A 17,914-nucleotide genomic window follows, 5' to 3' on the forward strand; every position below is an offset into this window, starting at 1 on the left:
CCGGCTCACCAGGCCAGTTGGGCGATCTCCTCCGCCACCACCGCGCACGCGTCCGCCGCCGGGTCGATCAGCGGGAAGTGGCCGATGCCCTCCAGGAGCGTCAGGCCGACCTCCTCGCCCGCCTTCGCCGCCGCCTCGGCGTACGCCTCGGCCACCGCGTACGGGACGACGATGTCCTCGCGGCCCTGGACGACGGTGGTCGCGATGCCCGTCGGGAGCAGGACGGACGGGTCCGCCTCGGCCGCCCTCGTGCCGTACCGCGCCTCGCCGCCGAGGAGTTCCGTGACCGCGCCGCCGCACACCCCCCGCTCGACCGCCCGGCCGAAGTGGGCGATCGGGGCCAGCGCCACCACCCCGCGCAGTTCCGGCGCGGCGGGCAGCCGCCACGCGGACCCGGCGGGCAGGACGTGCCGGGCGGCGGCCCACAGCGCGAGGTGGCCGCCCGCCGAGTGGCCGGTGAGGACCGTCCGCCGGGGATCGGCCTGCGGCAGGTGCGCGGCGGCCAGCTCCGGCAGCGCGTCGAGCGCCGCCGCCACGTCGTCGAAGGTCTCCGGCCAGCGCCCGGCCACCGGGGCCGTGCCGCCCTGGTGCGGCAGGCCGGGGCCGCGCCGGTACTCGACGTTCGCCACGGCGAAGCCCCGCCGGGCCAGGAAGTCCACGAGTGGGGTCAGGTGCCACCGGTCGTACGGCGCCCGCCAGGCGCCGCCGTGCAGGGCGACGACGAGCGGGGCGCCGGTCCGCCCGTCACGCGGGGCGTAGAAGTCGACCACCTGGTCCGGGTGGTCGCCGTACGCGGCGGTGGCGTCCGGGGCGACGGCCGGGTGCGAGAAGGCCGACGCCTCTTCGGCGGCATCGCGCGCGGCGGGGTCCGACATGCTGTTCCAACCTCTCGGACGTGCGGCCGAATCGGCCTGACCTGCGGGGACGGTACCAGCACCGGAACCCCGCGGATCAGCCGACGATCCGGCCCGCCGAAGACCCGAACCCGCCCGCTCGACACCCGAACCGACCCACCCGACACCGGAACCGACCCGCCCGACACCCGAACCGACCCGCCCGACACCCGAACCGACCCGCCCGACACCCGAACCGACCTGCCGGAGCACCCGATCCGGCGCCTAGCGGAGAACCTCCGCGAGGGTCCTCGCCGCCCGCTCCGCGTCCGCGAATCCCACGTACAGCGGCGTGAACCCGAAGCGCAGGACGTCCGGACGGCGCAGGTCACCGATGACCCCGCGCTTGATCAGCTCCGGCATCACGGCGGCCGCGTCCTCGCAGCGCAGGGCCACCTGGCTGCCGCGCTTGCCGTGCGCCGCGGGGGTCACGGAGGTGACCCGGCCGGCGGGGACGTACGCCTCGACGCACTCCAGGAAGAAGTCCGTCAGCGCCAGGGACTTGGCCCGCACCTCCTCGATGCCGACCCCGTCCCAGACGTCGAGCGCCGCTTCGAGGGCCAGCATGGACAGGATGTCGGGCGTGCCGACCCGGCCCCGGAGCGCGCCGGTCGCCGCCTCGTAGCCGGGGGTCATGCCGAACGGGTCGGCGTGCGAGTTCCAGCCGGGCAGCGGCGAGTCGAAGGCGGCCTGGTGGCGCTCGGCGACGTACAGGTACGCGGGCGAACCGGGGCCGCCGTTCAGGTACTTGTAGGTGCAGCCGACGGCCAGGTCGACCCCGTGCGCGTCCAGGCCGACGGGCAGGGCGCCCGCGCTGTGGCACAGGTCCCAGACGGCGAGGGCGCCCGCCGCATGGAGCGCGGCGGTGAGTCCGGGCAGGTCCTGGAGCCGGCCCGTGCGGTAGTCGACGTGGTTGACGAGCGCGAGGGCGGTGCGGTCGCTCACCGCGGCCGCCATGTCGGCCGGGTCGCGGGGCACGATCGTGTGGCCTGTCATCCGCGCCGCGGACCGCGCGATGTACCCGTCCGTGGGGAACGTCGTCGCGTCGACCAGGATCTCGTCCCGTCCGGCGGGGCTCAGCCGGGCCGCGGCGACGACCGCCTTGAAGACGTTCACGCTCGTCGAGTCGCCCACCACGATCTGCCCCGGGGCGGCCCCCACGATCGGGGCGATCCGGTCGCCGATCCGCTCGGGAGCGGTCCACCAGCCGGACTCGTCCCACGAGCGGATGCGCAGCTCGCCCCACTCGCGGGTGAGGACGTCGGCCATCCGGGCCGGGACGTGCGCGGGCAGCGCGCCCAGCGAGTTGCCGTCGAGGTAGACGGTCTCCTCGTCGAGCGCGAACTTCGCGCGGTGCCCGGCCAGTCCGTCGGCCGCGTCGAGTCGCGCGGCCCTCTCCTCGTACGTCTCAGACATGGCTGCGGGCCGTCCAGAGCTCGGGGAACACGTTCTTCTGCGCGCGCTTCTCCAGCCAGGCCACGCCGGCGGAGCCGCCGGTGCCGGTCTTCGCGCCCATCGCGCGCCGGGTCGCCACCAGGTGGTCGTTGCGCCAGCGCCAGACCAGTTCGGCGACGTCGCTGAGCGCCTCGCCGAGCCGGACGAGCTCGGCGTTCTGGTCGGCGTCCGCGTAGATCCCGGCCCAGACCGCCTCGACCTCGGGCGAGGGCTCGTACCGCTGCGCCAGGTCGCGGCCGAGGACCGACGCCGGCACGGGCAGACCGCGCCGGGCGAGCAGCCCGAGGACCTCGTCGTACAGGCTGGGCTCCTGGAGCGCCTTCTCCAGCTCGGCGTGGACGCGGGGCGCGCCCCGGTGCGGGACGAGCATCGACGCGGACTTCTCGCCGAGCAGGAACTCCATGCGCCGGTACATCGCCGACTGGAAGCCGGAGCCCTCGCCGAGCGCCGCCCGGTAGGCGTTGAACTGGCCGGGGGTGAGCTGGGCGAGCGGACGCCAGGAGTGGTTGAGCGCCTCCAGCTCGCGCACGGAGCGCTTGAGCGCGTCCATCGCGACCGGGACGCGGTCCTCGCGCAGGGCCCGGCTCGCGGTCTCCCACTCGTGGACGATCACCGTGAACCACAGCTCCATGACCTGGGTGGTGACCAGGAAGACCATCTCGCCGGGGTCGTCCGAGCGGAGGTGCTGGAGGTGGGTGAGGACGTCCGCCTGGACGTAGTCCTCGTACGGCGTCGTGCCCGCGAAGTCGAGGTTCGGGTCGTCGACGACCGAGCCGGCTCCGGAGGCATCGGGAGAACCTGAGAAGGCTGACATTTCTGTCTCCTCGATACGTGCTACCGGGTAGCGGTCCGCTCCACCGCGCGCACTCGGCGGTGCGCCACGGGAGCTCCGGTCCCCTCGGGAGGCGCGCTCCTTCGCGCGCGTCCCAAGCGCATCATGACACGAATCGGAGTTCGATCAACAGGGACGCCCTTCCCTCCGTACGGGAGGGAAGGGCGTGCCGCGAGAGGGTCGGGAGACGTCAGCCGAGCGTCTCCGCCGCGGTCTCCGAGGAGTCCCGCAGGAAGGTCGTGCAGCGCTCGTACTCGTCCTTCTCGCCGATGTCACCGGCCGCCCGGGCCAGGGCGTGCAGGGCGCGCAGGAAGCCCCGGTTCGGCTCGTGCTCCCACGGCACCGGGCCGTGGCCCTTCCAGCCGCTGCGGCGCAGCGCGTCCAGTCCGCGGTGGTAGCCCGTACGGGCGTAGGCGTACGACTCGACGACCGCGCCGCGCTCGTAGGCGTCGTCGGCGAGCCGGGCCCAGGCGAGCGACGACGTCGGGTACTTCGCGGCGACGTCCGCCGGCGCCGTGCCGTTCGCGAGCAGCTCGCGCGGACCCGGGTCGTCGGGCAGGTGGGTGGGGGCCGGTCCCCCCAGGAGGTTCTCGTGGATGGCCATGGGCCCAGTCTGCCTCAGGCGCGCGCCCCGCCGTCCCCGTCCCGCCCGGCTTCCCCCTCCCCGGCGCGGGCGTCCCCCCGTCCCGGGTCCAGGGGCGGCGCCTGCACGCCGCAGTGGACCCGGCACTCAGGGTGGCAGCCGGCCGGTGCGGCCGGGGTCCGCATGGTCGTCCAGGCGAGGGCGGCGCCCACCACCAGGATCCCCGCGCACATCGGCATCGCCCGGCGGAACGTCGCGTCGAACTCGTCCGCCGACAGGTAGGCGTCCGGGCCCATCCCGGCGAGCAGCGGCAGCGCGGCCACCGCGACCAGGCCGGCCGCGCGGGCCGCCGCGTTGTTGATGCCGCTCGCGAGGCCCGCCCGGGCCACGTCCACCGAGGCGAGGACCGTCGCGGTCAGCGGGGCGACCAGGGCGGTCATGCCGACTCCGAGGACGAGCGTCGCGGGCAGCACGTCCCGTACGTACGAGGCGTCCTCCCCGACCCGCATCATCAGGAGCATGCCCGCCGCGCACAGCAGCGGCCCGACGGTGAGCGGGATCCGGGGCCCGATCTTCTCCCCGAGCTCGCCGGACCTGGCCGAGAACAGCAGCATGAGCACGGTCGTCGGCAGCAGCGCGGTGCCGGCGCCGAGGGCGGAGTAGCCGGCCACCACCTGGAGCTGGAGGGCAGCCAGGAAGAAGAACCCGCCGAATGCCGCGTACACGCAGAGCGTGACCAGGTTGACGGCGGTGAACAGCCGCGAGCGGAAGATCGACGGCGGCACCATCGCCCGCTCCCCGCGCCGCCGCTCCACCGCGACGAACCCGGCCCCGACCAGCACTCCGGCCACCCCGGCCCACCAGGCCGCGCCGATCAGCGCGTACGTGACCAGGGCGAGCCCCGCCGCGCCCAGGAACGCGCCCAGCACGTCGAACCGGCCGTGCGCCGTCTCGTCCCGCGACTCCGGCACGTGCCGCAGGGCGACGGGCACGCAGATCAGGGCAAGCGGCACGTTCAGCAGGAACACCCACCGCCAGCCGGGGCCGTCCACCAGCCAGCCGCCCACGAACGGGCCGATCGCCGCGCCGACGCCGCCGAAGCCCGACCAGAGCCCGACGGCCCGCGCCCGGTCGTCCTCGTGGAAGCTGGCCTGGATCAGCGCGAGGGAGCCGGGGGTGAGCAGCGCCCCGCCGACGCCCTGGAGGGCGCGGGCCCCGATCAGCACTCCGGCGTTCGGGGCGAGCCCGCACAGCAGGGAGGCGAGGGCGAACCAGACCACGCCGACCAGGAAGACCTTCCGCCGCCCGAACCGGTCGCCGAGCGAGCCGCCCAGCAGGATCAGTCCGGCCAGGGTGAGCATGTAGGCGTTGACCGTCCACTGGAGGACGGCGAGGTCGGCGCCCAGGTCCTCGCCGATGTGGGGCAGGGCGACGTTGACGACGGTCGAGTCGAGCAGCGCCATCCCGGACCCGAGGACGGTGGTGAAGACGATCCAGCGTCCCGTCCCGGATCTCATCCGGATGTCCATGCCTGCATGATCCCGCGAACGCCGCGGCCCCGCCCACCGGGAAGGGTGGGCGGGGCCGCGGGAGGCCGACGGGTCAGCGGGTGAAGTTGAAGTACTTCCACGCGCCGTAGACCGAGGTGTTCACGTCGTCACCGGAGGTGCCGTCCACATACGCCGTGCGGACCCTGGCGCGGACGCCGGCCGCTCCGTCGCCGTCGAACGCGATGTACGCCATGCCGCCGCTGTTCAGCGGGACGTAGTCCTCGCCGCCGGAGCGCCAGGCGCCCGAGTACCAGACCTGGAGCTCGACCTTGGTCCTGCGGCCCGGGTACGGGTTGTTCCAGGCGGTGACCAGCGGGTCGGCGGTCTGGTGGTACGTCTGGTACCAGATGGAGCCGATCTTCGACCACTTGTAGTGCCGGGACAGCGCGGTCGTGACACCGGCCCGCGTGTACACGGTGGATCCGGTGTGGGCGCGGCCGGAGCGGGTGTCACCGGCGAAGTCGGCGGTCACCCAGGTGTCGCGGGTCATCTTCATCGTGACCGACAGCTTGCCCGCCGAGTTGACCGTGCCGCGCTTCAGCAGCCGCTTGGGGTCCTTGCCGTACGGGTCGGCCCAGATCTCCACCACCCGGTTGCGGTACGACCAGCCGAGGGTGGCGGTGTACGTCACGTTGGTGCCGTAGTTGACGGTGCGGCGGTTCTGGTCCAGCGTGAGCGCGGACTTGAACGGCGCCACCTTGACCAGCGCCGTGCCGCTCGCGCCCACGTGCGTGGCGTCGCCCGCGTACGTCACGCGGTAGGTGACGTTGCCCGCCGCGGTCGGGGTGTCGGTGAAGGAGAACGATCCGTACGCCCCGAGCTTCTTCGTCCCGAGGGCCTTGCCCTGGGGGAACTCGGCGTCGTACCGGGTCGCGGTGACCGGCGTGCCGGCCGGCAGCCCCAGCGTCGCCCCGACCGTGCCGGAGACGGTGACCGCCTTGAGGACCGTGCCGGAGGCCGGGACCTTCACGGTGACCGTCGGCACGGACTTGGTGGGCTGGTCGAGGACGTGCAGGCGGGTGCTGCCGCCGCTGGCCGTGGTCACCGCGAAGAGGCGGCTGCCGCCCGGCTCCCAGGCGAGGGCGCTCGGGGCGAGGCTGTCGCCCCCGCTGCTGCTGCCGGTGCCGGGGAAGTCGTACTGCCGCACGGCCTTGGTCTCGCCCGAGCGGTAGACGAACACGTCCGGGGCGTACCAGGCGTCGGAGCCCGCCGCCACGGTGCCGTCGGGCGCGACGGCCACGGCGGCGCCGTGGAACTCGCTGGCGTAGGCCCCCGCCTCGGTGAGGTCGGAGGTCTGCCACACGCGGTGGCGGTTGCCGGCGGTGGCCGTGATCAGCTTGCTGCCGTCCGGGGTGTAGGCGAGGTCGCTGACCATGCCCCCGCTGCCCGAGAGGGACTCGGACGACCGGGCGGTGCGGACGGCGGTGCCCGTGCTCACGTCGTAGGCGCCGATGCGGAACCAGTGGTAGTACGAGGACACCGCGGCGATGGCGTTCGGGTCCGTCGGCGAGGCGACGAGCCGCGGGGCGCCGGAGTAGTTGATCTCCTCGTCCTGGCCCAGGGTCACCACGGGCTGCTCGCCGGACGCGTCGATCGAGCCGATGTCACCGTCCTGGTTCGTGCCGTAGCCGAACCAGATCCGGCCCCCCGCGGGGGCCACGTACTGCGGATCGGTGCCCTCGCCGGTGGCGTACCGGGCCCGCTCGGTCACCGTCGCCGCGTCCAGGGCGACCACCGCGTCGGCGCCCGGCACCGCGGCGTACAGGCTCCCCGCGTCGGCGGAGAGGGCCAGACCGGTGACCCCGGGCAGGCCGGTGACGGTGCTGAGCACCCGGCCCGCGTAGTCGGTCGCGACGACCTTCCCGAGGTAAGGGTCGCTGATGAAGATCTTGCGGTGGACGCCGTCCACCACCATGTCGCCCACGGACGACACGGGAATTGCGGTGCTGCTGTCGGCGGCCGCCTGGCCGGCCGTGCCCGCGACGAGGGCCGCGGAGCTGAAGAGGACCGCGAGCGACGTCGCGGCCGAGAGAGTGCGCTTGCGCACGATGAAGAGACCCCCCACACAACATGGTCTCCGGCCCACGGACATCGGGGCTCGGTCAGCGCAGAGTAGATCACGCCGCCGACACACCGCCCACCGGTTTGCCCGTCAGGCGCGACGCAGCCGCTCCGCCGCCCTGACCAGCGCGTCCACGCCCCGCTCGGCCTTGCTCCGGGGACAGCCGACATTCAGCCGGACGAAACCGGGCGTGCCGTACACACCGCCCGGCATGATCGCGACCTTCTCCACCTCCACCAGCTCCTCCTGGAGGCGGGTCTCCTCGATCCCGAGCGGGCGCAGGTCGATCCAGGCCAGGTACCCGGCCTGCGGGGGCGCCCAGTCCACGCCCGGCAGCCCCGCGAGGCGCTCGCGGACCAGCTCCATCGTGCCCGCGACATAGCCGCGCAGCTCGTCCAGCCAGGCCGCGCCCTGCCGGTACGCCGCGATGTGGGCGGTCAGCGAAAGCACGGCGGGCGAGGCGAGCCCCTCGCCGGTCTCCATGCGGCGGACGAAGGCCTCGCGCTCGTCGGGGTCGCCGATCATGCCGTACGAGCCGGAGAGGGCCGGGAAGTTGAAGGCCTTCGTGCCGGAGGTGACCAGGGCCCAGCGGCGGCCCCGTCCCGGCTCGGCGATCCGGGTCCAGGGGACGTGCCGGTGACCGTCGGCCGTCAGGTCGCCGTGGATCTCGTCGCTGACGACGGCGGCGCCGTGACGCTCGGCCAGTGCGGCGAAGTCCCGGAGCTCCTCCTCCGTCCACACCCGGCCGGTCGGGTTGTGCGGGGAGCAGAGCAGCAGCATCCGGCTGTCCGGCCGGGCGAGCTCCCGCTCCAGGGCCTCGGTGTCCCCGAGCGGGACGCCCCGCAGTTCGCGCCCGAGCCCGGTGACGGCCTTGCGGAAGCCGTCGTACGTGGGGGTGTGGACGACCACGCCGTCGCCGGGGGCGGTCCACATCTGGAGCAGCTGCGAGAGCTGGGAGAGCACCGAGGGCGCGTACACCAGGGTGTCGGGGTCGATCTCGGCGCCGTACCGGCTCGCGTACCAGTGGCGGATCGCCTCGCGGAACTCCCCGAGCCGCCAGTCCGTGTAGCCGAAGACCCCGTGGTCGACGCGCTCCCGCAGCGCCGCGAGGACCTCCGGCGGGGACGCGAAGTCCATGTCGGAGATGGTGAACGGCAGCAGGTCGGGGACGCCGAAGCGGGCGGCCACGCCGTCCCACTGGACCGACCAGGTCCCGTGCCGGTCTATCTCCCGGTCGAAGTCGTACATCTGCCCTCCAGGGACGCACGAGGGCCCGGCACCTCGGGAGGTACCGGGCCCGTCGTTCACACGCTTACTTCAGCTTCGTGCCGGTCGAGCGCAGCGCGGCGCACGCCTCGGTCACGCGGACGGCCATGCCGGCCTCGGCCAGCTTGCCCCAGGTGCGGGGGTCGTAGGTCGACTTGACACCGACCTCGCCGTCGACCTTCAGGACACCGTCGTAGTTCTTGAACATGTGGTTCGCGACCGGACGCGTGAAGGCGTACTGGGTGTCGGTGTCGAGGTTCATCTTCACGACGCCGTTCTCCAGCGCGGTGGCGATCTCCTCGGCCGTGGAGCCCGAGCCGCCGTGGAAGACGAAGTCGAACGGGGAGGCCTTGCCGTACTTCTCGGCGACGCCCGCCTGGAGGTCCTTGAGGAGCTCCGGGCGGAGCACGACGTTGCCCGGCTTGTAGACGCCGTGGACGTTGCCGAAGGACGCGGCGAGCAGGTAGCGGCCCTTCTCGCCCAGGCCGAGGGCCTCGGCGGTGCGGAGCGCGTCGTCGACGGTGGTGTACAGCTCGTCGTTGATCTCGTGGCTGACGCCGTCCTCCTCGCCGCCGGTCGGGGTGATCTCGACCTCAAGGATGATCTTGGCGGCGGCGGCCTTCGCGAGCAGCTCCTGGCCGATGGCCAGGTTGTCGGCGAGGGTCTCGGCGGAGCCGTCCCACATGTGCGACTGGAAGAGCGGGTTCTCGCCACGGGCGACGCGCTCGGCGGAGACCTCCAGCAGCGGGCGGACGTAGCCGTCCAGCTTGTCCTTCGGGCAGTGGTCGGTGTGCAGGGCGACCGTGATGTCGTACTTCGCGGCGACGATGTGCGCGAACTCGGCCAGGGCAACGGCGCCCGTGACCATGTCCTTGTTGTACTGACCGCCCAGGAACTCGGCACCGCCGGTCGAGATCTGGATGATGCCGTCGCTCTCGGCCTCCGCGAAGCCGCGCAGCGCAGCGTGCAGGGTCTGGGACGAGGTCACGTTGATGGCCGGGTAGGCGAACTTGCCTGCCTTCGCCCGGTCGAGCATCTCGTTGTAGACCTCGGGGGTTGCGATGGGCATTCGTCCGCTCCTTGTGATGTGCGGGGTGTGTGCGTTGCGGTCCCTGACCTAGGGGCGACGTCATCGTCGCCGCCCATCCTTCCAGACTCTTGACCTGGCTCCCACGGGCGCGGCATGCCGAAGGGCGGGGTGTTTCACGTGAAACACCCCGCCCTTGGGTAAAAACGCAGGTCAGGACCGCTCTGGGCGGGGTCCGGGACCTAAGTCACGACTTCGCGGCGGTTACGCCAGGCCAAGATCGCCGAGCTGGTAGCCCGTGAGGTACGGCAGACCCGCCCCGTCGATGGCCCCGGCGGCGCCCCGGTCCACGATCGTGGCGACGGCGACGACCTCGCCGCCGGCCTCGCGCACGGCCTCGACGGCGGTCAGCGGCGAGCCGCCGGTGGTCGAGGTGTCCTCGACGACGAGGCAGCGGCGGCCCTTGACGTCGGTGCCCTCGATGCGGCGCTGCATGCCGTGCGCCTTCTGGGCCTTGCGGACGACGAAGGCGTCGAGGCGCTGTCCGCGCGCGGCGGAGGCGTGCAGCATCGAGGTGGCGACCGGGTCGGCGCCGAGGGTGAGGCCGCCGACGCAGTCGAAGTCCAGGTCGGCCGTCAGGTCGAGCATGACCTGACCGACCATCGGCGCGGCCTCGCCGTCCAGCGTGATGCGACGCAGGTCGATGTAGTAGTCGGCTTCCAGACCCGAGGAGAGGGTCACCTTGCCGTGCACCACGGCCTTGTCCTTGATCTGCTGGAGCAGCTCAGCGCGTACGTCAGTCATGCCCCGAGCTTAAAGCCGCCGCCAGCTCCAGGTGGCCTCGACCTCCAGGGGGTCGATCGGCGTGACCAGGCGCGGGAGGGTGTTGAGGCCGTTCGGCGGGCCGGACTGCGGCTCCACGCAGATGGCCTCCTCGGGCTCGTCGTAGACGACGACCCACTCGGCGCGGCTCGCGACCCTCAGCTCCAGCTCCCCGGGCCAGGTGAGGGTGACGTCGACGCCGCCGGGCATGCCGAAGCAGTCGTCCCAGGGGCCGGGGAGGGGGTCGATGCGGCGGCCGGTGGGGAGGTGGTTCTCGCCGCGCTCCTCCTGCCAGGCGGGTGCGAAGGCGATCGAGGCGTCCTGGCCGCCCTGCCCGAGATTGCGCAGGAACCAGGGGTGCCAGCCGGCCTGCGCCGGGAAGGAGGCGTCGGAGGTCTCGACGCCGAAACGGAGCGTGAGGGAGTCCTCGGCGAGCTCGAAGACCTGGGTCACCAGGCCCTTGTACGGCCAGGGGTCGTCGAGCTCGCAGGTGAGGACGGCCTCGGTCGCGGAGGTCCGGGCGGGCTTCCAGGCACGGTCCCGGACGGTGCCGTGGATGGCGTGCGGGGCGGCGTTGACCGGCAGCTGGTGCGTGGTGGCGCCGTTGCGGAAGCGGCCGTTCTCGGTCCGCCCGCACCAGGGCACCATCGGGAAGCTTCCGAACCGCTCGCCCTGGCGCAGCACCTCGGTGCCGCCGATGCGCAGGCTCTCGATCCGGCAGCCGTTCTCGGGGTCGATGGTCAACTCGGCGTCGCCCGCCGTCAGTCGCGTCTGCATGCTCACGCCCCGACCCTAAGGCCTGGGGCCGGGTCAGCGGCGGCGGCGCAGCGCCCGGCCGACGACGACGGCGGAGGCCAGCGCGAGGGCCGCGGCCGGCGCGATCCAGCGCAGGGTGGCCCCGGCGCTCGTCGACTCGGGGGCGGGGACGGGGGCGTACCGGCCGCGCGGCGGGGCGTGGTCGACCTCTTCGGCGCTCCGCCCGATCATGGTCCGGCGGGCGTGCGCGGCCTCGGCGGCGGGCTGCGGGGCGGGGAACTCGATCGGGGTGTCGGCGAAGTCCTCGCCGAGGAGGGGTTCGAGGGGGACCGGCGGGACGGGTGCGGCGAGACCCGCGCTCCGGCCGGACGGCTCCTCGGCTCCGTCGTCGACCCCGTCGTCGTCGGTGTCGGCGGTGTCCGCCGCGCCGGCGGTGGTGTCCGCGTCGGTTCCGGACTCGTCGGTGTCGGTTCCGGCGCCGGGGGCGTCGTCGGCGGGCGGCTGCTCCTTCAGGGCGGCCAGCGCCTCCACGAACCGGTCGAGGAGCTTGGCGCCCGCCGCGGAGCGCGCCTCGTCCGTGGCGTCGGCAAGCCGGCCGGCCGCCGTGAGGGCGCCGGTGAAGCTCAGGCTCGTCCCCTCGGCCACCGGGGTGAGGACGACGGTGAGGGACAGCTCGGCGGAGCCCTTGCCGCGCGCCTCGGCGCCCTCGCCCTCGTAGGTGATGGCACCGTCGCGCTCGACGATCCGCAGGGCGCCCCGGTAGGTGATGGTGGCGCCGCCGATCCGCACCTTGAGGCGGCCCGCGAGGGGGCCCGCCGCCGCGTCGGCGTCGCGCTGGAGACCGGGCACGCAGCGCGCCACGCGGGCCGGGTCCGTGAGCGTCGCGCGCAGGGACTCGGCCGGGACGGGTACGAACACCTCATGCTCCATGGAAGCCGAGCCTACTCAGGGCGGGGCGCGGCGTCGCCTGTTTGCGCCCGGCGGGCGGGTCAGGCCCCGTAGCGGGGGTGCACCAGGGTCGAGGGCGGCGGCGCGGCGCCGCGGGTCCGCTCGGCGCGGCGCGCGGCGGCCTCCAGGGTGCCCGCGCCGAGCGACCGCAGGCGGGGCGCGTCGGGGGCGAGGCCGAGCACGGGCGGCCGCCCGCCGCGTACGGCCAGGAGGAAGCCCCAGTCCCCAGGGCCCCGTCCGGTGCCGCCGGTGCGGTCGGCGCGGTCGGGCCCTGCGGCGAAGCCGGGAGTGCGGCCGCTCGCGCTGTACGGGCGGGTCGCGAACCCGGCGGCGCGCAGGGTGGCGTCGACGGTCCAGTAGGTGCGGGGCCGGTCGGTGGCGGATCCGGCGTGCACGGAGAACCGTCCCGTGTCGGTGAGCACCCGGGCGACCAGACCGTAGAACTCCTCCGAGTAGAGCTTGGTGCTGGGGGTGATCCCGGGGTCCGGCAGATCGGAGATCACCACGTCGTACCGTTCCCGCGGACGGTCGGCGGCGTCCCTCAGCCAGCGGAAGGCGTCCGCGGAGACCACGTGGACGCGCGGATCGCGGAAGGCCTGGGCGTTCAGCTCGGAGAGCGCCGGGTCCGTGCGGGCGAGGCGGACGACGCCCGGGTCGAGCTCGACGACGGTGACGGAGCGGACCCCGGCGTAGCGCAGGGCCTCCCGGGCGGCCATCCCGTCGCCGCCGCCGACGATCAGGACGCGCGTGTGCGGGCCGTTCATCGCGGGGTGGACGAGCGCCTCGTGGTAGCGGTACTCGTCCCGGCCGGCCACCCTCAGGCGTCCGTCGAGGAAGAGGTCGGGCGCGTGCTCGCGGTCCCCGGTCACCACGACCTCCTGGAGGCCGGTGTGGACGGCGACGCGCACCCGCTCCCCGTAGACGGCGCGGCGCGCGGCCTGCTCGAAGTCGTCGACGAGGACGGTCGCGGTGGCGAGGACGGCGAGGACCCCGACGTTCACGGCGACCAGGAGCGCGCGGGAGCGGCGGGTCAGGTCGCGCCGGAAGACCCAGAGCACCAGGCCGCCGCCCGCGACGGCGTTGACCGCGCCGGTGACGAGCGCGCCGGTGAGCTGACCGAGCCAGGGCAGCAGCAGGAAGGGGAAGGCGAGGCCGCCGACGAGCGCTCCGACGTAGTCGGCGGCGAAGAGGTCGGCGACCGTCCCGGCGGCGTCGTCCTGCTCCCCGAGCGAGGCCGGCCGCCCGGCCCGGCCCGTCGGACCGGACGCCACCGGACCGGACGCTACCGCCCCGGGCAGGATCGGACCGGACGCGACCGCCCCGGGAAGGACCGGCCCGGGGAGACCCGGGCTGGTAAGGCCCGCCGCCGCAAGCCCCGGACCCGGGAGTCCCGCGCCGGAGAGGTCGGCGGGGACCGGCCCGCCCGGGCGCGCGGGCCGCTGTATGAGCGCCATCAGGAGCGGGATCTCGGCGCCGATGAGCACCCCGATCGCGAGCGAGAACGCGACCAGCACGTACCGCGATTCGCCGAGCCAGGCGAAGGACGCGTACAGCACCATCGCGGAGCAGCCGCCGATCAGCGCGAGCCCGGCCTCGACCAGGCCGAAGCCGACGGCGGCGCGGCAGCGCAGCCGCTTGGCGAGGAGCGAGCCCACGCCCATCGCGAAGACCATCACGGAGAGCACGACGGAGGCCTGGGTGACCGAGTCGCCGATCAAGTAGGAGGCGAGGGCGACCAGTTCGAGCTCGTAGACCAGCCCGCAGGCGGCGCAGACGAAGACGACCGCGAGGACCGGGAACCGCACCGCGTCGCGCGGCGGCCGCACGGACCGCCGCGGAGGCGGCCGGCGCACCCTCGTGGGCGGCATGGTCACGGTCGGCTCGATCATGCCCGTAACGCTACGTCACGACCGCCACACCCCTTGTCACCCACACGAGTGCACATGGGGCTCCAGGCGGGCGCATCAGAGCGTTGCGGGCATACGTGCACCGATCCGTGTCCTGGTCACCACCAACTGCCCTTCCTGCGGGTAGGCGTGCCAGGTGCGCCACCGCACCTGGCCCTCGTGGCGCTGCGCCAGCATGGCCGTGAAGGCGTGCGGGGAGCCGGGGAAGGTCCCCGCGAGCCCGTTCGGGTGGTCGGCGACGAGCGCGAGCAGCTCCTGCGCACGGCCCGCGAAGGAGCCGTGCGAGAGCGTCTCGACGCGCGCCGCGAACTCGTACTCCCATCCGCCGACGCGCTTGGAGACGCCGAGCGGGAGCGGGGTGCTGCTGCCGGCCATGCAGGCCACGGTCTCCGAGCAGTGCCGCCCCTCCTCCTCCAGGAGGACCTGGTGCGAGGCGCCGAGCAGCCTCAACTGGAGCTTGGCGCCGGAGAGTTCGAGGTCGAGCATGGCGAGCGCGGGCAGCGGCTCGCGCCCGAGGGCCCAGGCCAGATCGGCCGCGCGCGTATCGGTGTAGGTGGTCTTCAGGGTGGTGAGCATGGGTCGGCTCCGCAAACACGGTTCGACGGGTGGGCCGGGGGCGCCCCGGAGAAGGGTTCTACGGCAGAGGGGAATCGCCGACTCGGGTCCACAGACGGTCCGAGGGCTGTCTCTGTCAAGAGTGAGAGAACCACGGACCCCGGGCGACTCGCAGCGTTTTTACCCAACTTGCTGTGTTTTCCAACCCCTTCGGGGCCCCCACAGTTCACTTGTTCACTCAGCTGCCGCCTCCGCAGCCACCACCGCCGCAGCCGGACCCGCAGGAGCTCCCCGATCCGCAGGAGCTGCTGCCGCCGCACGAGCTGCTGCCGCCACAGCCGCCACCGCCCCCGTCGGCCCAGCCGCCACCGCTCCGGCGCTTGCGCCCGCTCTTCCGGGTGCCGGAGAGCGGTCCGCCGCGCCGCTTGCGCCCGCTCTTCCGGGCGCCGGAGAACACTCCGATCACCACGAACACAACGATGAGGAGAAGGAAGAATCCCATCGGTACTACCCCCGTTCTTCTGTGCGAGGGAGATGCCCGGTGCGATCCCCCGCCAAAGCCGACTTGAGCGAGTCCAGAGCTTCGGCCGCACGAGGAGCCGGCGCGCGAGGAACAGGTGCGACGAACCGGTGCGGGAGGAACAGGTGCGACGAACCGGTGCGGGAGGAACAGGTGCGACGAACCGGTGCGGGAGGGGCCCGTGCGCGAGGAGCCGGCCCGCGAGGAACCGGTGCAGGAGAGGCCGCTGCGCCAGGAGCCGCCGCGAGGACCCGGCGCCCACCGACCCGGCGCCCACTTGAGCAAGTCCCGAGCTTGCCCCCAGGATGGCGGGCATGACACGACCGCTGCTCAATCGCCGCCTCGCCGAGTTCGGGACGACGATCTTCGCCGAGATGTCCGCGCTCGCCGCCAGGACCGGGTCGATCAACCTCGGGCAGGGCTTCCCCGACACCGACGGCCCGGAGGAGATCCGGGAGGCCGCGGTCCGCGCCCTGCGGGACGGCCACGGCAACCAGTACCCGCCCGGCCCCGGCGTACCCGAGCTGCGCGCGGCGATCGCCGACCACCAGCGCGAGCGGTACGGCCTCGCGTACGACCCCGACACCGAGGTCCTCGTCACGGCGGGCGCCACGGAGGCCATCGCGGCGTCCCTGCTCGCCCTGGTCGAGCCGGGCGACGAGGTGATCGCCCTGGAGCCCTACTACGACTCCTACGCGGCCTGCATCGCGATGGCCGGCGGCACCAGGGTCCCCGTCACCCTGCGCCCCCACGAGGGCAGCTACGTCCTCGACCTCGACGAACTGCGGGCCGCCGTCACCGACCGGACCCGGCTGATCCTGCTGAACACCCCGCACAACCCCACCGGCACCGTCCTCACCCGGGCCGAGCTGACCGCCGTCGCCGAGCTCGCGGTCGAGCGGGACCTGCTGGTCGTCACGGACGAGGTCTACGAGCACCTGGTCTTCGGCGACGCCGAGCACCTGCCGATCGCGAGCCTCCCCGGCATGCGGGAGCGCACGGTCACGATCGGCTCGGCCGGCAAGACGTTCTCCTTCACGGGCTGGAAGGTCGGCTGGACCACCGCGAGCCCGGAACTGACCTCCGCCGTCCGCTCGGCCAAGCAGTTCCTCACGTACGTCTCCTCGGGCCCCTTCCAGTACGCGGTCGCCGAGGCCCTGCGCCTCCCGGCCGCCTACTTCGACGGCCTGCGGGCCGACCTGAGCGCCAAGCGGGACCTGCTGAGCGAGGGCCTCGCGCAGGCCGGCTTCGAGGTCTACCGCCCGGCCGGCACGTACTTCGTCACCACCGACATCCGTCCCCTCGGCGCCACCGACGGCTTCGCCTTCTGCCGCTCCCTCCCGGAGCGCGCCGGCGTCGTCGCCATTCCCAACGCCGTCTTCTACGACCACCGCGAGGCCGGCGCCCCCTTCGTCCGCTTCGCCTTCTGCAAGCGGACCGAGGTCCTGGAGGAGGCCGTCTCCCGGCTCAAGGCCCTCAGCACCTGACGGCGGGCCGCCCGTGGCGGCACGCGCGAAAGCCCGGCCGAGGGGCCGCGGTCCTGGTGGTCGCGGCCCTGGCCGGGCTGTCGTGCTGCTACGGGGCGTACGCCCCGGCGCTCGCGCGCGTGGCGGTCCGAGACGCCGGGGGTACGAGGGGGCTTACGCCTCCTCGTCGCCCGGGGCCTGGCCCTCGGGGGACTCCAGGCCGAACTGCTCGACGATCCACTTGTCGAACTCGATGGAGGCGCGGACCCAGCTGACCGTGGAGGACACGAAGTGCTCCAGGGCGACGCCGGTGCCGATCAGCATCTGCGCCTCGCCGATGAGGCGGAGGGTGGCGGAGCCGTCCTCCTCCTCGTGCAGGTGCGTGTACACCTTCGGCCACAGGGTGCGGCGGTTCCAGTCGTCGATCGCGTCGAGGATCTTCGCGCGGTCGTCGGCGGCGTGCGGACGGTCGTAGAAGGTCCGCACGGAGAAGACCTGCTGCTCGCCCTCGCCGCGGAACATGAAGTACGTGCGGAACTCCTCCCACGGCGCCGCGAGGTCACCCTCGTCGTCGACGACGTACTTGAGTTCCATCTGCTCGAGGAGCTGCTTGACGAGGTCCTGGTCGGGGACGACGGGGCCCGCCGGTCCTGCGGCCTGAGGCTGGGGCTGGCCCCCGAAATTCGGAATCGAGGACGGGTCGATGCTCACCGTTATTTCCCTTCGTACGGATGCTCGCCATCCTCCCCCATGCCGGGCGGTACGTGGCAAGTCCCCCCTCCCGCGATCCGCTGCGGGCTGACAAGATCTGGTCCTCATGGGGGAGAACACGGGGAAGCGGACGCGACCGGTACGGCCGAAGCCCTGGACCTGGGTCTGGGCCTCTGCCGTGGTCACCCTGCTCTGCGGCGGCCCGATCGCCTTCGTGGTCTGGGGCGCGATGGCGTGGAGCGGACTCGGCGAGACGAAGCAGGTGGACTGCTCCGAGGTGATGACGTTCGCCCGGGGCAGCCTCCCGATGGGCGCCGAGGACGCCCACTGCACCGCGGCCCACTTCCAGGACACCCGGGCGACCGCCGATTTCCGGATGCCGCGCTCCGAGGTCGCCGGGTGGCTGGAAGCCGCCTATCCGACGGGGAAGCCGCCGTTCTCCTGCGACGCCGACCGGTGCGTGGACGTGTCCTTCGACGACGTCCTGTGGGTGCACGTCCGGGTCGCGTACGAGGACGGGGGGACCGCCCTCGTACGCGTGGAGGCCTTCGACATGTGAGC

At 73.4% G+C, this 17,914-nt stretch carries 16 protein-coding genes; 2 read left to right on the top strand and 14 right to left on the bottom strand.

Annotated features, from left to right (window positions below; genetic code table 11):
• Nucleotides 1-5: 5 nt before the first annotated feature.
• The 13 genes from ACFYXU_RS29395 to ACFYXU_RS29455 form a co-directional block, all read right to left on the bottom strand.
• Complete coding sequence (locus ACFYXU_RS29395) at nucleotides 6-875, bottom strand: alpha/beta hydrolase (protein WP_376508216.1); 870 nt, start codon at nucleotides 873-875, stop codon at nucleotides 6-8.
• Nucleotides 876-1,118: 243 nt separating this feature from the next.
• Complete coding sequence (gene kynU, locus ACFYXU_RS29400; protein ID WP_389460784.1) at nucleotides 1,119-2,309, bottom strand: kynureninase; 1,191 nt, start codon at nucleotides 2,307-2,309, stop codon at nucleotides 1,119-1,121.
• The gene (locus ACFYXU_RS29405) at nucleotides 2,302-3,162 is read right to left on the bottom strand and encodes a tryptophan 2,3-dioxygenase family protein (protein WP_376508218.1); all 861 of its coding nucleotides are present in this window, start codon (nucleotides 3,160-3,162) and stop codon (nucleotides 2,302-2,304) included. Before ACFYXU_RS29405 ends, kynU begins: the two co-directional genes overlap by 8 nt.
• Before the next feature lie 208 nt (nucleotides 3,163-3,370).
• Nucleotides 3,371-3,784: a DUF3151 domain-containing protein gene (locus tag ACFYXU_RS29410; protein ID WP_329854860.1), complete on the bottom strand. Its 414-nt coding sequence runs from the start codon at nucleotides 3,782-3,784 to the stop codon at nucleotides 3,371-3,373.
• A gap of 14 nt (nucleotides 3,785-3,798) precedes the next feature.
• The gene (locus tag ACFYXU_RS29415; RefSeq protein WP_376508219.1) at nucleotides 3,799-5,292 is read right to left on the bottom strand and encodes an MFS transporter; all 1,494 of its coding nucleotides are present in this window, start codon (nucleotides 5,290-5,292) and stop codon (nucleotides 3,799-3,801) included.
• A gap of 73 nt (nucleotides 5,293-5,365) precedes the next feature.
• On the bottom strand, nucleotides 5,366-7,360 hold the full coding sequence (locus ACFYXU_RS29420) for an Ig-like domain repeat protein (RefSeq protein ID WP_389460786.1): 1,995 nt from the start codon (nucleotides 7,358-7,360) through the stop codon (nucleotides 5,366-5,368).
• A 105-nt stretch (nucleotides 7,361-7,465) separates the two neighbouring features.
• Complete coding sequence (locus ACFYXU_RS29425; RefSeq protein WP_389407744.1) at nucleotides 7,466-8,623, bottom strand: MalY/PatB family protein; 1,158 nt, start codon at nucleotides 8,621-8,623, stop codon at nucleotides 7,466-7,468.
• Nucleotides 8,624-8,687: 64 nt separating this feature from the next.
• Nucleotides 8,688-9,710 (bottom strand): class II fructose-bisphosphate aldolase, encoded by a 1,023-nt coding sequence (gene fbaA, locus ACFYXU_RS29430; RefSeq protein WP_231073442.1) that lies wholly within the window; start codon nucleotides 9,708-9,710, stop codon nucleotides 8,688-8,690.
• A gap of 222 nt (nucleotides 9,711-9,932) precedes the next feature.
• A complete protein-coding gene (pyrE, locus tag ACFYXU_RS29435) occupies nucleotides 9,933-10,472 on the bottom strand; it encodes an orotate phosphoribosyltransferase (RefSeq protein WP_329854864.1) in 540 nt (179 codons plus the stop codon).
• A 9-nt stretch (nucleotides 10,473-10,481) separates the two neighbouring features.
• Nucleotides 10,482-11,267 carry an aldose 1-epimerase gene (locus ACFYXU_RS29440; RefSeq protein WP_376508273.1) on the bottom strand — a complete coding sequence of 262 codons (786 nt, stop codon included), beginning with the start codon at nucleotides 11,265-11,267 and terminating at the stop codon, nucleotides 10,482-10,484.
• 33 nt (nucleotides 11,268-11,300) lie between these two features.
• A complete protein-coding gene (locus ACFYXU_RS29445) occupies nucleotides 11,301-12,176 on the bottom strand; it encodes an SRPBCC family protein (RefSeq protein WP_389460788.1) in 876 nt (291 codons plus the stop codon).
• Between the two features lie 59 nt (nucleotides 12,177-12,235).
• Nucleotides 12,236-14,083: a fused MFS/spermidine synthase gene (locus tag ACFYXU_RS29450; protein WP_389460790.1), complete on the bottom strand. Its 1,848-nt coding sequence runs from the start codon at nucleotides 14,081-14,083 to the stop codon at nucleotides 12,236-12,238.
• Nucleotides 14,084-14,158: 75 nt separating this feature from the next.
• On the bottom strand, nucleotides 14,159-14,677 hold the full coding sequence (locus ACFYXU_RS29455; protein WP_329854866.1) for a DUF2617 family protein: 519 nt from the start codon (nucleotides 14,675-14,677) through the stop codon (nucleotides 14,159-14,161).
• Between the two features lie 804 nt (nucleotides 14,678-15,481).
• On the opposite strand from ACFYXU_RS29455, the gene ACFYXU_RS29460 reads away from it, so the two are divergent.
• Complete coding sequence (locus tag ACFYXU_RS29460; RefSeq protein WP_376508224.1) at nucleotides 15,482-16,663, top strand: pyridoxal phosphate-dependent aminotransferase; 1,182 nt, start codon at nucleotides 15,482-15,484, stop codon at nucleotides 16,661-16,663.
• A 153-nt stretch (nucleotides 16,664-16,816) separates the two neighbouring features.
• Here ACFYXU_RS29460 and ACFYXU_RS29465 read toward each other — a convergent pair whose 3' ends face one another.
• The gene (locus tag ACFYXU_RS29465) at nucleotides 16,817-17,353 is read right to left on the bottom strand and encodes a YbjN domain-containing protein (RefSeq protein WP_329854869.1); all 537 of its coding nucleotides are present in this window, start codon (nucleotides 17,351-17,353) and stop codon (nucleotides 16,817-16,819) included.
• Nucleotides 17,354-17,459: 106 nt separating this feature from the next.
• Here ACFYXU_RS29465 and ACFYXU_RS29470 point away from each other — a divergent pair, with 106 nt between their 5' ends.
• Complete coding sequence (locus ACFYXU_RS29470; protein ID WP_389460793.1) at nucleotides 17,460-17,912, top strand: hypothetical protein; 453 nt, start codon at nucleotides 17,460-17,462, stop codon at nucleotides 17,910-17,912.
• Nucleotides 17,913-17,914 lie beyond the last annotated feature (2 nt).

The sequence above is a fragment of the Streptomyces sp. NPDC002232 genome, from assembly GCF_042890295.1.
In the GTDB taxonomy this organism is placed as follows: Bacteria; Actinomycetota; Actinomycetes; order Streptomycetales; family Streptomycetaceae; genus Streptomyces.